14 protein-coding genes are annotated in these 15,068 nt (G+C 72.6%); 9 read left to right on the forward strand and 5 right to left on the reverse strand.

The features are described from left to right. The first annotated feature begins 29 nt into the window (after nt 1–29). On the forward strand, nt 30–1,544 hold the full coding sequence (locus ABEA34_RS18960; RefSeq protein ID WP_345523060.1) for a leucyl aminopeptidase: 1,515 nt from the start codon (nt 30–32) through the stop codon (nt 1,542–1,544). Nucleotides 1,545–1,563: 19 nt separating this feature from the next. On the opposite strand, the gene ABEA34_RS18965 is transcribed toward ABEA34_RS18960, so the two are convergent. Next, nucleotides 1,564–1,932 (reverse strand): hypothetical protein, encoded by a 369-nt coding sequence (locus ABEA34_RS18965; RefSeq protein ID WP_345523061.1) that lies wholly within the window; start codon nt 1,930–1,932, stop codon nt 1,564–1,566. 115 nt (nt 1,933–2,047) lie between these two features. Between ABEA34_RS18965 and lpdA the strand changes: the two genes are divergently transcribed. Both lpdA and sucB read left to right on the forward strand, forming a co-directional pair. Continuing rightward, nucleotides 2,048–3,427: a dihydrolipoyl dehydrogenase gene (gene lpdA / locus ABEA34_RS18970; RefSeq protein WP_345523062.1), complete on the forward strand. Its 1,380-nt coding sequence runs from the start codon at nt 2,048–2,050 to the stop codon at nt 3,425–3,427. A 38-nt stretch (nt 3,428–3,465) separates the two neighbouring features. Then, nucleotides 3,466–5,241 (forward strand): 2-oxoglutarate dehydrogenase, E2 component, dihydrolipoamide succinyltransferase, encoded by a 1,776-nt coding sequence (sucB, locus tag ABEA34_RS18975; protein WP_345523064.1) that lies wholly within the window; start codon nt 3,466–3,468, stop codon nt 5,239–5,241. 70 nt (nt 5,242–5,311) lie between these two features. Here sucB and ABEA34_RS18980 read toward each other — a convergent pair whose 3' ends face one another. Then, nucleotides 5,312–8,134: a hybrid sensor histidine kinase/response regulator gene (locus ABEA34_RS18980; RefSeq protein WP_345523065.1), complete on the reverse strand. Its 2,823-nt coding sequence runs from the start codon at nt 8,132–8,134 to the stop codon at nt 5,312–5,314. A 74-nt stretch (nt 8,135–8,208) separates the two neighbouring features. Between ABEA34_RS18980 and ABEA34_RS18985 the strand changes: the two genes are divergently transcribed. Next, nucleotides 8,209–9,120: a TIGR01777 family oxidoreductase gene (locus tag ABEA34_RS18985; protein ID WP_345523066.1), complete on the forward strand. Its 912-nt coding sequence runs from the start codon at nt 8,209–8,211 to the stop codon at nt 9,118–9,120. Here ABEA34_RS18985 and ABEA34_RS18990 read toward each other — a convergent pair. Continuing rightward, nucleotides 9,054–9,530 carry a hypothetical protein gene (locus ABEA34_RS18990; RefSeq protein ID WP_345523067.1) on the reverse strand — a complete coding sequence of 159 codons (477 nt, stop codon included), beginning with the start codon at nt 9,528–9,530 and terminating at the stop codon, nt 9,054–9,056. The two genes, ABEA34_RS18985 and ABEA34_RS18990, sit on opposite strands and share 67 nt — an antisense overlap. A 59-nt stretch (nt 9,531–9,589) precedes the next feature. Here ABEA34_RS18990 and ABEA34_RS18995 point away from each other — a divergent pair, with 59 nt between their 5' ends. The 4 genes from ABEA34_RS18995 (at nt 9,590) to ABEA34_RS19010 (ending at nt 13,160) form a co-directional block, all read left to right on the forward strand. Beyond that, entirely contained in the window at nt 9,590–10,456 is an 867-nt protein-coding gene (locus ABEA34_RS18995; RefSeq protein WP_345523069.1) for an alpha/beta hydrolase, read from the forward strand. Continuing rightward, on the forward strand, nt 10,453–11,166 hold the full coding sequence (gene lipB / locus ABEA34_RS19000) for a lipoyl(octanoyl) transferase LipB (protein ID WP_345523071.1): 714 nt from the start codon (nt 10,453–10,455) through the stop codon (nt 11,164–11,166). Before ABEA34_RS18995 ends, lipB begins: the two co-directional genes overlap by 4 nt. An 87-nt stretch (nt 11,167–11,253) precedes the next feature. Beyond that, a complete protein-coding gene (locus ABEA34_RS19005; protein ID WP_345523073.1) occupies nt 11,254–12,171 on the forward strand; it encodes an ABC transporter ATP-binding protein in 918 nt (305 codons plus the stop codon). Then, nucleotides 12,171–13,160: a hypothetical protein gene (locus ABEA34_RS19010; RefSeq protein ID WP_345523075.1), complete on the forward strand. Its 990-nt coding sequence runs from the start codon at nt 12,171–12,173 to the stop codon at nt 13,158–13,160. The genes ABEA34_RS19005 and ABEA34_RS19010 overlap by 1 nt, the downstream gene beginning before the upstream one ends. On the opposite strand, the gene ABEA34_RS19015 is transcribed toward ABEA34_RS19010, so the two are convergent. Together ABEA34_RS19015 and ABEA34_RS19020 are read right to left on the reverse strand one after the other, a co-directional pair. Beyond that, nucleotides 13,132–13,665: an SRPBCC family protein gene (locus ABEA34_RS19015; protein ID WP_345523077.1), complete on the reverse strand. Its 534-nt coding sequence runs from the start codon at nt 13,663–13,665 to the stop codon at nt 13,132–13,134. The two genes, ABEA34_RS19010 and ABEA34_RS19015, sit on opposite strands and share 29 nt — an antisense overlap. Beyond that, the gene (locus ABEA34_RS19020) at nt 13,662–14,012 is read right to left on the reverse strand and encodes an ArsR/SmtB family transcription factor (protein WP_345523079.1); all 351 of its coding nucleotides are present in this window, start codon (nt 14,010–14,012) and stop codon (nt 13,662–13,664) included. Before ABEA34_RS19020 ends, ABEA34_RS19015 begins: the two co-directional genes overlap by 4 nt. Before the next feature lie 81 nt (nt 14,013–14,093). On the opposite strand from ABEA34_RS19020, the gene lipA reads away from it, so the two are divergent. Continuing rightward, a complete protein-coding gene (lipA, locus tag ABEA34_RS19025; protein ID WP_345523081.1) occupies nt 14,094–15,038 on the forward strand; it encodes a lipoyl synthase in 945 nt (314 codons plus the stop codon). Nucleotides 15,039–15,068 lie beyond the last annotated feature (30 nt).

Below are 15,068 nucleotides of genomic sequence, written 5' to 3' on the forward strand. Positions count from 1 at the left end.
CGGCGAACTTACCCGACTATCCTGCGTCGGTGACGACCTACACCCTGCGCAGTGCCAACCCCGCGAAGACCCGATGCGACGCGGTGGTCGTCGGGGTCGTCCAGACCGCGAAGGGTGCCGAGCTCGCGGAGGGCGCCGACGAGGTCGGCAAGGCCTACGGGCGCAAGCTCCGCCCGCTCCTCGCCACCCTCGGGGTGACCGGCAAGGCCGGCGAGACGGTGAAGATCCCGACCTCCGGCACCCTCGCCTCGCCGCTGCTGGTCCTGGTCGGCCTGGGCAAGAAGGCCGACCCCGTCGCCGTACGCCGCGCCGCCGGCGTCGCCGCGCGCTCGGTCGGCAACGCGGCCTCCGTGGCCGTCGCCCTGCCGGCGGGCTCGCCGGAGCTGGTCCGCGCGGTCACCGAGGGGCACCTGCTGGGCGGCTACGCGTTCACGGCGTACAAGTCCGGTGGGGCCAAGCAGGAGTCGAAGAGCTCGGCGCCGGGCGAGGTCGTGGTGCTGAGCGAGGGGGCGCGGCGCAAGGACTTCACGACCGCCTTCGAGGAGGCGCAGCTGGTCGCCGGCGCCGTCGCGGCGACCCGCGACTGGGTCAACACGCCGCCCGGCGACCTCACCCCGCCGGCCTTCGCCGACGCGGTCGTCGCCGCGACCAAGGAGCTGACCAAGGGCCGCGGCGCGCCCAAGGTCGCGATCACCGTCCACGACGAGAAGGCGCTCGCCGAGCTCGGCTGCGGCGGCATCCTCGGGGTCGGTGCCGGGTCGGACGCACCGCCGCGGCTGGTCGAGCTCAGCTACTCCCCCAAGGGCGCGCAGCACCACCTGGCGCTGGTCGGCAAGGGCATCACCTTCGACTCCGGCGGCCTCACCATCAAGCCCGCCGCGAGCATGCACGAGATGAAGTCCGACATGGCCGGCGCGGCCGCGGTCGTGCAGGCGACGTACGTCATCGCGGCGCTGGGGCTGCCGATCAGGGTCAGCACGTTCGTGCCGATGGCCGAGAACATGGTGTCCGGCAACGCCGTACGCCCGGGTGACGTGCTCACGATCTATGGCGGCACCACGGTCGAGGTGACCAACACCGACGCCGAGGGTCGGCTGGTCCTGGCCGACGCCCTGGTCTGGGCGACCGAGCAGAAGCCCGACATGATCCTCGACGTCGCGACGCTGACCGGGCACATGGTGGTCGCGCTCGGCGACAAGGTCGCCGGCGTGATGGGGTCGTCGCCGATCGTGGACGACGTGCTCGCCGCCGCTGCCGTCGCCGGTGAGGAGATGTGGCCGATGCCGATCCCCGAGGGCATGACCGAGCGGATCCACAGCAGCAAGATCGCCGACCTCGCCCAGCACGACTGGGTCCGCTGGGGCGGCGGCCTCTTCGCCGCGGCGTTCCTGCGCGAGTTCACCGCCGGGATCCCGTGGGCCCACCTCGACATCGCCGGCCCGTCGTTCAACTCCGGCGGCGCGTTCGGTCACGTCACCCCCGGCGGCACCGGCGTCGCCGTCGCCACGGTGGTCGACTACGCCCGGGCGCTGGCGGCGAAGTAGGGCGCGAGCTTCGTCAGCCCTACAACCCGCCCTGCAGCTTCTTGCGCCGGTTGTAGTCGCGCATCCGCTGGGGCACGCCGACCACGGCGGCGTCGTACGACGGGATCTGCTGCTTGTTGCAGAAGTCGTGCGCCCACTTGGCGGACGGCACGCGGCGGCGGGTCCACTCGCCGTCGTGGGCGACGAGCAGGAGCGTCACGTCACTGACCGCGGTGCGGGGCTCGACGAAGCCCTCGACGCCGCGGCGCTCGGCCACCCAGGTGAAGAGGTGGTCGAGGTCCATCGAGTCGGCCGCCCGGACCCGGGTCGAGCCGGTGCGCGCCGCGTTGCGGGAGGGGGCGCTCATCTTGACCTTCGACCCGCGGCGGAGGCGGTCCATCCATGACATACGGACAAGTGTGCCAACCCCGGGCACGCAGCGGGGGCACAAGCCCCGAGAAGGTGACCGCCCGGTAGCCAGAGGGCGGTGTGGACTGCCGGGTCAGAAGTGCAAAGATGGTCGCGTGCCGGACACCGACTTCGATGTACTGATCCTCGGTGCGGGCTCGGGTGGCTACGCCTGCGCCCTCCGCGCCGCCCAGCTCGGGCTGAAGGTCGGCCTGGTCGAGAAGGGCAACCTCGGCGGCACCTGTCTGCACGTCGGCTGCATCCCGACGAAGGCGCTGCTGCACGCCGCGGAGATCGCCGACCAGACCCGCGAGTCGGAGACGTTCGGCATCCGCGCGACGCTCGAGGGCGTCGACATGGCCGGCGTCAACGCCTACAAGGACGGTGTCGTCTCCCGCCTCTTCAAGGGCCTCGCCGGCCTGATCAAGGGCCGCGGCATCACCGTCATCGAGGGCTCCGGCCGGCTCACCGGCCCGAAGCAGGTGACCGTCGGCGACACGACGTACTCCGGCACGCACGTGGTGCTCGCCTCCGGCTCGTACGCCCGCAGCCTGCCCGGCCTCGAGATCGACGGCGAGCGGGTGATCACCTCCGAGCACGCGCTCCGGCTCGACCGCGTCCCCGCGTCGGTGGTCGTGCTCGGCGGCGGCGTCATCGGCTGCGAGTTCGCGAGCGTGTGGCGCAGCTTCGGGGCCGAGGTCACGATCGTCGAGGCGCTCCCCCGGCTGCTGGCCGTCGAGGACGAGGCGTCGTCGAAGGCCCTCGAGCGCGCCTTCCGCAAGCGCAAGATCGCGTTCCGCACCGGCACGCCCTTCCAGAGCGTCAAGCACACCGAGACCGGCGTCGCCGTGACCGTCGAGGGCGGTGACGTGATCGAGGCCGACCTGCTCCTCGTGGCCGTCGGCCGCGGACCGGTCACCGAGGGACTCGGGTACGACGAGCAGGGCGTCGCCATGGACCGCGGGTTCGTGCTCGCCGACGACCGCTGCCGCACCAACCTCGAGGGCGTCTACGCCGTCGGCGACATCGTGCCCGGCCTGCAGCTCGCGCACCGCGGCTTCCAGCAGGGCATCTTCGTCGCCGAGGACATCGCCGGGCTCGACCCGCAGCCGATCGACGAGGCCGGCATCCCGCGGGTCACCTACTCGCACCCCGAGGTCGCGTCGGTCGGCCTCGACGAGGCGACCGCTGCCTCGACGTACGGCGTCGACGGCATCGAGACCCTCACCTACGACCTCGGCGGCAACGGCAAGAGCCAGATCCTCAAGACCCAGGGGTTCGTGAAGCTGATCCGCCGCAAGGACGGACCGGTCATCGGCGTGCACCTGGTCGGCGACCGGGTCGGCGAGCTGATCGGCGAGGCCCAGCTGATCTACAACTGGGAGGCGCACGCCGAGGACGTCGCGCCCCTGGTGCACGCCCACCCGACGCAGAACGAGGCGCTGGGCGAGGCCCACCTCGCGCTCGCCGGCAAGCCCCTGCACGCGCACGCCTGATAAACCAGACCTACCAGCACTCGAAGCGAAGGAACTCCATGGCCACCGAAGTCAACCTCCCGGCACTCGGCGAGTCCGTCACCGAAGGCACCGTCACCCGCTGGCTCAAGCAGGTCGGCGACTCGGTGGCGGTCGACGAGCCGTTGCTGGAGGTGTCGACCGACAAGGTCGACACCGAGATCCCCTCCCCGGTGGCCGGCACCCTGCTGGAGATCAAGGCCAACGAGGACGACACCGTCGAGGTCGGCGCCGTGCTGGCCGTGATCGGCGACGAGGGCGAGGGCGGCGGCGAGTCGTCGCAGCAGGCCGAGCCCGAGGCCGCGCCGGAGCCCGAGGAGGAGAAGGCCCAGGAGCCCGAGGCCGTCGAGGAGCCTGCTCCCGCGGGTGAGGAGGTCGAGAAGCCGGCCGCCGAGACCAAGCCCGCCGGTGGCGGCGGTACGTCGGTCACGCTCCCCGCCCTGGGTGAGTCGGTCACCGAGGGCACCGTCACCCGCTGGCTCAAGCAGGTCGGCGACGACGTGGCCGTCGACGAGCCGTTGCTGGAGGTCTCCACCGACAAGGTCGACACCGAGATCCCCTCCCCGGTCGCCGGGACGCTCCTGGAGATCAAGGTCCAGGAGGACGAGACGGTCGAGGTCGGCGCCGAGCTGGCCGTGGTCGGCGACGGCTCTGCCGCGCCCGCCGCCGAGGAGAAGCAGCCGGAGCCCGAGCCGGAGCCGACCCCCGAGCCGGAGCCGGAGCCCGAGCCCGAGCCGGAGCCCGCCCCGAAGGCCGAGGAGAAGAAGCCGGAGCCCGCCCAGCAGGCCGAGGCACCCGCACCGAGCGCCCAGTCCCCGTCGACCGAGGACCCGGAGCAGTCGTCCGGCAGCGCCGAGGGCGCGGGCTACGTGACCCCGCTCGTCCGCAAGCTCGCGAGCCAGCACGGGGTCGACCTGGCGTCGGTCAGCGGCTCGGGCGTCGGCGGCCGGATCCGCAAGCAGGACGTCCTGGACGCAGCGGCCCGGGCGCAGCAGGCCGCGCAGCAGGCCGCGCCCGCCGCTCCGGCGGCGGCGCCGGCTGCGGCCTCTGCCTCGGCCTCGCCGGTGCCGGTCAGCCCGTCGCCGCTGCGCGGCAAGACCGAGAAGATCTCGCGGCTGCGCAAGATCATCGCCAGCCGGATGGTCGAGTCGCTGCAGACGTCGGCCCAGCTGACCCAGGTCGTCGAGGTCGACGTCACCAACATCGCGCGGATGCGCGAGAGCGTGAAGGCCGACTTCCTCGCCCGCGAGGGCGTCAAGCTGACGTACCTGCCGTTCTTCGCCAAGGCCGCGATCGACGCGCTGAAGCAGCACCCGTCGCTCAACGCGACCCTCGACACCGAGGCCGGCGAGGTGACCTACTTCGACCGCGAGCACGTCGCGTTCGCCGTGGACACCGAGAAGGGCCTGCTGACGCCGGTCGTCAAGGACGCCGGCGACCTGTCGGTGGCCGGCCTGGCGAAGAAGATCGCCGACGTCGCCGAGCGCACCCGCACCAACAAGATCGGGCCGGACGAGCTCTCGGGCGGCACCTTCACGATCACCAACCTGGGCAGCTTCGGGGCCCTGTGGGACACCCCGATCATCAACAAGCCGCAGGTGGCGATCCTCGGCCCCGGTGCCGTGGTCAAGCGACCGGTCGTCATCGACGACCCGAACCTCGGCGAGACGATCGCGATCCGCTACATGGTCTACCTGGCCCTGACCTACGACCACCAGCTGGTCGACGGCGCCGACGCTGGCCGCTTCCTGCGTGAGGTCAAGCAGCGCCTCGAGGCCGGTCAGTTCGAGGTCTGAGCAGTCAGCAGCACGCCGAGTCGGCGCCAGATTCGTGCAATCTGGCGCCGACTCGGCGATTTCAGGGATCTCAGCGCAGCCAGCCGCTGGCGTCGGCCAGCTCGTCGATCGCACCGGTGACGGCGACCCCGAGCTCGTCGAGCTCCCGTGGGGTGGGTACGGCGCCGTCGAGTGCCGCGAGCTCGATCTCGAGGCAGCGGGCGGCCAGTCGGTTCAGCCCGATGTTGTCGGCGCTGCCGCGCAGGCGGTGGGCGCGCTCGGCGGTCACCACCGCGTCGGCCGCCGCTGACGCGGCGACGAGCTCGACCAGCGTCTGGTGGGCGCTGGAGCCGAAGCGGTCGACGATGCGCAGCACCAGCTCGGCGTCGAAGCCGTCGTCCATCAGCGCCCGCAGGCGGGCATCGGCCGTCGACGCGTCGCCGACCAGGGCCGTCTCCTCCGCGGCCGGCACCTCCACGGCGGGCAGCCAGCGCTCGAGCGTGCTCGCGAGCAGCTCGGCGTCCACCGGTTTGGCCAGGAAGTCGTCCATCCCCGCCTGCCGGCAGCGCTCGCGCTCCTCCGCCGTGGCCGAGGCGGTCATCGCGATGATCGGCACCCGGTCGAGCACCGTTCCCATCGCCCGGATCGCCCGGGTCGCGTCGAAGCCGTCCATCACGGGCATCTGGCAGTCCATCAGGATCGCGTCGAAGGCCTTCGGCGCGTCCGCGATGACGGCCACCGCCTCGGCGCCGTCCTCCGCGATCACCACCGAGCAGCCGAGGTGGTGGAGCATGCCGGTCGCGACGAGCTGGTTGACGGCGTTGTCCTCGACGACCAGCACCCGCCCGCGTACGCCGTCGGCCGGCGGCACCGGCGACCCGGGACGGACCGGGCGGCTCGCGTCGAAGCGCCCACCGAGGGCGGCGAGCTCGTCGAGCAGCCGCGAGGCGAGCACCGGCTTGGACACGAACGTGTCGATGCCGGCGCTCTCCAGCCAGGTCGCGGTGGGCTCCACGGCCGACGACAGCAGCGCGATGCGCAGCCCCTGGAAGCGCTCGTCGGCGCGGATCGTCCGGGCGAGCTGCTCGCCGTCGGTGTCCGGCATCATGTAGTCGACCAGCACGACCTCGTACCCGTCCGCGCGCCGCAGCGAGCCGTCGAGCTCGCCGAGGGCCTCGTGCGCGGAGGCAGCGACGGTGACGTCCACGTCCCAGGCGCGCAGCTGCTCGGCCAGGATGAAGCGGTTGGTGGCGTGGTCGTCGACGACCAGCACCCGGAGCCCGGCCACGGCCCCCTCGCGCATCGCCGGTGGGACGACCCCTGCGGCCGGCAGGAACGGCGCCGTGAACCAGAACGTGCTGCCCTCCCCCGGCGTGCTGCTCAGGCCGATCGTGCCGCCCATGGCGGCGACGATCCGGTCGCTGATCGCCAGGCCCAGCCCGGTGCCGCCGTACCGCCGCGTGGTGGAGCTGTCGGCCTGCGAGAACGCCGTGAACAGGTGCTGCTGGACCTCCGGCGCGATGCCGATGCCGGTGTCCCTGACCTCGACGCGTACGCCGGACGGGCCCGTGCCGCTGGCCGTCACGACGACCTCGCCGGCGTCGGTGAACTTCACGGCGTTCGCCACCAGGTTGGTGATGACCTGGCCGAAGCGCACCGGGTCGCCGCACACCAGGGGCGGCACCCGGTCGACGCTCGAGATGACCAGCTCGAGGTCCTTGCCGGCGGCGCTCTCGGCGACCATGGCCACGCTGCGCTCGATCACGTCGCGCGGGTCGAAGTCGACCTCCTCGAGGTCGAGCTTGCCGGCCTCGACCTTGGACAGGTCGAGGATGTCGTTGACCAGCGCGAGCAGCGACCGCCCGGCCTGGTCGATGCCGTCGGCGAACCGGCGCTGGTGGGGCGACAGCTCGGTGCGGCTGAGCAGCTCCGACAGCCCGATCACGCCGTTCAGCGGCGTCCGGATCTCGTGGCTCATCGTGGCCAGGAACTCCGACTTCGCCCGTGAGGCCGCCAGGGCCTCGTCGCGCGCCGTCGCCAGCTGCCCGGACACCTGCTCGCGCTGTGCCACGGTCGCCAGCAGCGCGAGCATCTGCCGGAAGATCGCGTGCTCGTACGGCCGCGGCGCGGATGCCGCTCCGCTGTCGGACACGACGACGCACGCGAGCCGGTCGCGCACCAGCGCAGGCCCGGCGACGAACACCGTCCCGGACGGACCGACCCGCTCCAGGACCTCCCGGCGTACGGCGACCTCCTCGGCCATCGCCTGCGCGAACGCCGCCACCTCGGCGTCGTACTCGCGCCAGCCGGCGTCGAAGTGCACCATCGTCTCCGGGTCGTCCGGCAGCGGCGCGGAGACGATCACCGCCGGCCACTGGGTGAACGGGCGCACGATCGTGTCGGCCGCGATCAGCGCGTCGCCGAGGGTGGGCGCCTCGTTGGCGGCGCCCGCCATGGCGCTCAGGAACGCCAGCCCCTGCTCGGCCTCCTTGCTCTCCGTGATGTCCTGCACGGTCCCGGCCGCGCGCACGAGCACGCCGGCCTCGTCCAGGGTCGCCCGGCCCTGGACCCGCACCCACCGGGTCGGCTGGCCCGGCACCGGGCGCACCCGGACGTCGAAGCCCATCGGCTCACCGCGCGAGCCCATCGCGGCGTACGCCGCCTCCACGACCTCGCGGTCGTCGGGGTGGATCCGCTCGAAGAGCGTGGCGCCGGTCGGCACGAACGAGCGGGGCTCGAACTCCAGGACCCGGAAGAGCTCGTCCGACCACCGCAGGACCTCGTCGGCGGCCGTGAACTCCCAGCTCCCGATCTTCGCGATCGACTGGGCCTCGGCGAGCTCCCGGCCGCGGCGCTCGAGCTCCTCGATCAGCATCTGTCGCGAGAGGTCGTCGGTGGCCAGCTCGCGTTCCATGGGGCCGATGCTCCCCCATCCGCTGCCGCGGCGCACGCGAACCCGGTGTTGGCGGCCCATGGTTGGCTGGAGGCATGGACGCACGCACGGTCGTGATCGGCGGCGCCTCCGGATTCCTCGGACGGCACCTGGGCGCAGAGCTGGTGGAGCGCGGGCACGCGGTGATCGCGCTGACCCGCCGACCGACGTCGTCGCCCGACGAGTCGAGCTGGGACCCGTACGCCGGGGTCTACGAGCGCGACGTGATCGAGCGCGCCGACGTCGTGGTCAACCTCGCCGGCACCCCGACGATCGGCAACGTGCACTCCCGCACGTGGGCCCGGCAGCTGCGCGAGAGCCGGGTGACGACGACCCGGGTGCTCGCCGACGCGATCGCCTCCAGCGAGAGGCGCCCGGCGTACCTCGCCGGCAATGCCATCGCCTGGTACGGCGACCACGGGGACGAGGTCGTCACCGAGGCGTCCGACAGCCGCGGCGACAGCCTGATGACGACCGTCTGCCGCGACTGGCAGGAGGCGGCCGGTCCTGCGGTCGAGGCCGGCGCCCGGGTCTGCTTCCTGCGCACCTCTCCGGTGATGGACGGGTCGGGCGCGCCCTTCAAGCAGCTCCGCCTGCTGACCAAGCTGGGTCTGGGCGCCCGGCTCGGCGACGGCCGCCAGCGGATGGCGATGATCTCGCTGCGCGACTGGGTCGGCGCCGCCATCCACCTGGTCGAGCACGACGCGGTGTCCGGACCGGTCAACCTCTGCAGCCCCGAGACCCCGACCAACGTCGAGTTCACCCAGGCGCTGGCCCAGGCGCTCGACCGCAAGGCGCTCCTGGTGGCGCCGGGCTTCGCGGTCAAGGCCGGTGCCGGCCCGGTCGCCGGCGAGGTGCTCGGGTCGATCAACCTCCGGCCGACCGTGCTCGAGGACAGCGGCTACTCCTTCCGCGACCGCACCGTCCACGAGGTCGTCCGCGCCGCGCTCGCGCCCTCCACCACCTGAGCCACCCGCCACTCCCCGCCCGACCTGACCAGGACCACGCGCCGGGTCGTGAACCCGTCGCGCGGCAGCGACCGACGTACGCCGGGCCCGACCGCGACCGCCCCCACGAGCCGGTCGGTGACGACCAGGTCGAGCCGGCGAGCCGACGCGCGGTGGACGTCGACCTCGAGCAGCTGCATCCGCATCCCCTCGACCCGGAGGCCTCGCCGCTGCCACTGCCGCAGCATCGCGACGTCGGCCCGCCCGGCCGGCGAGCCCGGCGCGTAGAGCGACCGCAGCGCCGCCGGGTCTCCCGCCACCCACGACGCCGCCCGCTGGTCGTCCCACCCGTGCAGCACCGCGGACGCGTCAGCGGGCGCGCCCCAGGTCAAGCAGGCCGACAGACACAGGGACAACCAATCGGGGCTCATCGACGTCTCCTACCCGTGTCGACGACTCCCGAGCAGGTTCTCCACAGGACACTGATCGCATGCTGAGCCGCCGCGGGTTCCTCGTCGGAGGGGCGGCCCTCACCGGGGTCGCCGCCGCCGGGGTCGCGGTCGCCGGTGCGCACCACGGTCCGGTCAGCGAGCCGCCACCAGCCGCCACCCCGGGCCCGACCCACCGCGGCAGCTTCGTGTCGCGGTACCGCCCGGGCGTCGACACGCACTGGGTGGTGCTCCGCCCGCCCGGCGCCCCCGTCGACCTCCCGGTGGTGGTCGCGCTGCACGGGCTCCACCAGGACGCCGAGACCGTCGTCGGCCGGTCGCTCTACGTGGACCGCTACCTGGCCGCGGCCGTCGCCGACGGGGTCCCGGCCTTCGCCGTCGCGGCCGTCGACGGCGGTACGTCGTACTGGCACCCCCGCCCGGACGGCGAGGACACCGGCGCGATGGTGGTCGACGAGCTGCTGCCGCTGCTCGGCGAGCAGGGTCTCGACGTCTCCCGCATCGGACTGCTCGGCTGGTCGATGGGCGGGTACGGCGCGCTGCGGCTCGCCGGTGTGCTCGGGCCCGACCGGGTCGGTGCCGTCGTCGCGTCGAGCCCGGCGCTGTGGCAGCACGGCGGCGACGCCTCCTCCTCCGGCTTCGCCGACGCCGCGGAGTACGACGAGTACTCCGTCGTCGGCCGCCAGGACGACCTGGCCGGCATCCCGGTCCGGGTCGACGTCGGCACCGGCGACCCGTTCTACCGGGCGGTCCAGGACTACGTCGATGGCCTGGAGAAGGTGCGGAGCCCCGACGACGCCCACGTCGTCAGCACCTTCCGGCCCGGCGCCCACGACCCGGCGTACTGGCGCCGGATGCTGCCCGCTCAGCTGAGGTTCCTCGGCCGCGGCGTAGGCTCGGTGGCGTGAAGCTCGAGCACCTCGGCCTGGTCGACTACCTGGCCGCGTGGGACCTCCAGCGCGAGGTCCACCAGCGCGTCGCCGACGGGGACCAGCCCGACACGACGCTGCTGCTCGAGCACCCGGCCGTCTTCACCGCCGGCAAGCGCACCCAGCCACACGACCGGCCCGCCGACCCGCACGGTGCCCCGGTCATCGACGTGGACCGCGGCGGCACGATCACCTTCCACGGTCCCGGTCAGCTGGTCGGCTACCCGATCGTCGCGCTGCCCGACCACGTGAAGGTCGTCGACTACGTACGCCGGGTCGAGGAGGCGCTGATCCAGGTCTGCGCGGACCTCGGTGTCACGACCGCCCGGGTCCCCGGCCGCAGCGGCGTGTGGCTGCGCGCCGACGACCGCGGCCCCGAGCGCAAGATCGCCGCGCTCGGCATCCGGGTGAGCCGCGGCGTCACCATGCACGGCTTCTCGCTCAACTGCGACGTCGACCTGGGGTGGTTCGACCGGTTCGTCCCGTGCAGCATCGACGACGCGGGCGTCACCTCCCTCAGCAAGGAGCTCGGCCGCGACGTCACGGTCGCCGAGGTCACGCCGTACGTCGAGCGGCACCTGGGCGACTACCTCGCGTGGGCGCCGTACGTCGCGACGCCCGACTACGACGCGCGACCGGACCCTGCGAAGCACCCTCGGATCGAGCTGCTCACCCCGACCCGACCCTGATCCTCCCCTGATCTCCGGCGCGTTGCCGCCCGCTCTCAACCTTCCGGCTGCTTGGGTCGTCTGACGTACTGACCCGGGAGGACGTACATGAGCGATCTGGTGATCGAGACCAGTGGTCTGCGCAAGGAGTTCCGCACCCGTCGAGGGGTGCGGGTCGCCGTGCACGACCTCGACCTGGCGGTGCCGGCCGGCGGCGTCCACGGCTTCCTCGGTCCCAACGGCTCGGGCAAGACCACGACGATCCGGATGCTGCTGGGCCTCGCCACGGCGACGTCCGGCTCGATGCGGCTCTTCGGTGAGGACGTGCCCCAGCGACTGCCGTCCGTCCTCGACCGGGTGGGCGCCGTGGTCGAGAACCCGAAGTTCTCCCCGCAGTTCACCGGCCGCCAGAACCTCACCCTCCTCGCCCGCACGATCGGTGTCCCCGACACCCGGGTCGCCGAGACCGTCGACACCGTCGGGCTGACCGGCCGCGACGGCGACCGGTACAAGACCTACTCGTTGGGCATGAAGCAGCGGCTCGCGATCGCCGCCACGCTGCTGAAGTCGCCCGAGCTGCTGATCCTCGACGAGCCGACCAACGGCCTCGACCCGGCCGGCATCCGCGAGATCCGCGACACCATCAGGGACCTGGGCGAGGCCGGCGTGACCGTGCTGCTCAGCTCCCACATCCTCGCCGAGGTCCAGCAGGTCTGCACCTCCGCCACGATCATCGGCAACGGCCGGATGCTCGCGTCCGGCCGCGTCGAGGACCTGATCGGCACCAGCACGTCCTACCGCGTGGGCGTGCCGGACCGGGCCGCTGCGCGCACGGCGCTGGCCGCCGCGGGGCTGGTGGTCGTCGACGGACCGGAGCTGCTCGTCGAGACCGACCGTCCCGCCGCCGTCACGGAGGCGCTCGGCGCCGCCGGGATCTGGCTGACCGAGCTGACACCGGTGCGACCAGACCTGGAGACGGTGTTCCTCGAGCTCACCGCGGGCGACCAGCTGGGCGGGGTCGCGTGATGCGCCGGCTGCTGGGAGTCGAGCTGACCCGCCTGCGCTGGCGCCGGGCCGTGCAGATCCTCGTGATCGTGGCGCTGGCCGTGCCGGTCGTGGTCTTCGCGATCACCGCGTGGAACACCCGCCCGGTCACCGACGCCGAACGGGAGGCGGTGCAGGTCCAGGTCGACCGCGACACCGCAGCGGCGCAGGACGACCTGCGCGCCTGCCTGGACGACCCGGAGGGCCAGGGCGTCCCGACCAACGAGGACCCGGAGAAGGTGTGCCGGGAGTGGTACACCCCGCAGGCGCAGTGGTACGGCCTGAGGGAGCCCCTCTCCCTCGCCAACGAGCGCCAGGACGGCTCCGGGCCGGTCGTGATCGCCCTGCTCATGGTGCTGCTCGTGCTCGCCGGTACGACGTTCGCCGGGCACGACTGGGGCACGGGCTCGATGAGCAACCAGCTGCTCTTCGAGGCCCGCCGCGGACGGGTCTGGGTGACCAAGGGCCTCGCCGTGCTGCTCGGAGGCGGTGTGCTCGCGGCGGTCGTGCTGGCGGCGTACTGGACCGGCCTCTGGGCGCTCGCCGCCGGCCGCGGCCTCGACCCGTCGGGTCACGCGGTCTGGGAGGGCTACCAGCAGGGCATCCGCGGCACCGTGCTCGCGGCGCTGTGCGCGCTGGCGGCGTACGCGCTGACGATGCTCTTCCGCAGCACCGTGGTGACGCTCGGGGTGCTCTTCGGTCTCTCGATCCTGGCGCCGCTGCTGATGGCGCTGATCGCTTTCCCCGACAACGAGCGCTGGATGCCGCAGACCAACATCGCGGCCGTCATCCTCGACGGCACCACCTACTACGGCGAGATGAGCTGCACGAGCGACTCCCTCGGCAACGAGGAGTGCAGCAGCAACGAGCACCGGCTGTCGCTGGCCGGCGGCTCGGCGTACCTCCTCGTGCTGCTCGGGGTGGCCGCGGTGCCGTCGGTCGTCACGTTCCGGCGCCGGGACGTGCCGTAGGGGCTACGCCCGGTAGTGCCCGGTAGTGCTCGGCCATCGCCGGGTAGTAGTCGCGGTCGAAGTCGATCGCGGCCACGTCGCCACCGGTCTCGGCGGCGACCAGGCGGTCCAGGTAGTACTCCCAGCCCGGGCCGACGCTGTCGCTCATCGACGCGTCGAGGTCGGGCTGGGTGAAGGTGAGCGTGGTGACGCCGTCGGACTCGGCCAGGTCCAGGTCGAGGTCCCACCACTCGTCGCCGACCTGGGTCGAGACCGCCAGCCGCCGGGGCGGGTCGCACTCCCGGATGCGCATGCCGTCCTCGGGCGCACCGTCCTCGGCGGTCATCGTGAAGCGCACCTCCCCCGACGCCGGGTCGCCGGTCCACGTGCCGATCCAGCGCCCGAGACGATCGGGCTCGGTGATGGCGGCCCAGACGTCCTCGATCGGCGCATGGAACTCGCGCACGATCGTCAGCCGCGCGCGTCCCGCTGCGGTCTCGATGCGTCCGGTCGGTTGCCTGCTCATGCGCTCTCCTCGAGGGGTGCGGTACGCCGTCGGTCGCGCCCGACCCGGCGGACCTCGGTGTCCAGGGCGTCCAGGGCGTTGGCGGTCAGTGGCTGCGGCAGGACCAGCGCGTCGACGTACGCCGTCACCGGCACCAGGCCTTCCCGGTGCAGGGTGTAGTGGCGTTCGCGGCCGCGGTCCTCGGCGGTGACGAGGCCCGCCTCGGTGAGCAGCCGCAGGTGCTTGCTCACCGCGGGCCGCGAGATCGGGAGGCCGTCGGCGAGGTCCACGACCCGCCGCGGACCGGCCGCGAGCGCCCGCAGCAGCGAGCGGCGTACCGGGTCGGCGAGCGCCGCGAACGGGTCCATCCGAATAGGTAACCATCAAGTTACCGATCGGGCAATGGCCCGACCCCGGGATCGCTGGCCCACCCGCGTAGGCTGGCGTCTGTGACGCAAGCTCCCGCCCCAGAAGGACGCAAGCTGCTCCGACTCGAAGTGCGCAACGCGGAGACCCCGATCGAGCGCAAGCCGGAGTGGATCAAGACGAGGGCCAAGATGGGCCCCGAGTACAAGCACCTGCAGAGCCTGGTGAAGTCCGAGGGACTCCACACGGTCTGCCAGGAGGCCGGTTGTCCCAACATCTTCGAGTGCTGGGAGGACCGCGAGGCGACCTTCCTCATCGGCGGCGACCAGTGCACGCGACGGTGCGACTTCTGCCAGATCGACACAGGCAAGCCGCAGCCGCTCGACCGTGACGAGCCGCGCCGCGTGGCCGAGTCCGTGCAGAAGATGGAGCTCCGCTACGCCACGATCACCGGCGTCGCGCGCGACGACCTCGAGGACGGCGGCGCCTGGCTCTACGCCGAGACCGTGCGCGTCATCCACGAGATGAACCCCGGCACCGGCGTCGAGAACCTCATCCCCGACTTCAACGGCAAGCCCGACCTGCTCCGCGAGGTGTTCGAGTCGCGGCCCGAGGTGCTGGCCCACAACGTGGAGACCGTGCCGCGGATCTTCAAGCGGATCCGCCCCGCGTTCCGCTACGACCGCTCGCTGGACGTGATCACCCAGGCCCGCGACTTCGGCCTGGTCACCAAGTCCAACCTGATCCTCGGCATGGGCGAGACCCGCGCGGAGGTCTCGCAGGCGCTCCAGGACCTGTACGACGCCGGCTGCGAGCTCATCACGATCACGCAGTACCTCCGCCCGTCGCTGCGGCACCACCCGGTCGAGCGCTGGGTGAAGCCCGAGGAGTTCGTCGAGCTCCGCGACGAGGCCGAGGACATCGGCTTCGCGGGGGTGCTGTCCGGGCCGCTCGTCCGCTCGTCGTACCGTGCCGGTCGCCTGTACCGTCAGGCGATGGACGCCCGCGCGGGCGTCGCCACCGCCTGACCCCCATCACGCAGAGACAGAACGAGGCAC

It is taken from the genome of Nocardioides conyzicola (assembly GCF_039543825.1).
Classification (GTDB): domain Bacteria; phylum Actinomycetota; class Actinomycetes; order Propionibacteriales; family Nocardioidaceae; genus Nocardioides; species Nocardioides conyzicola.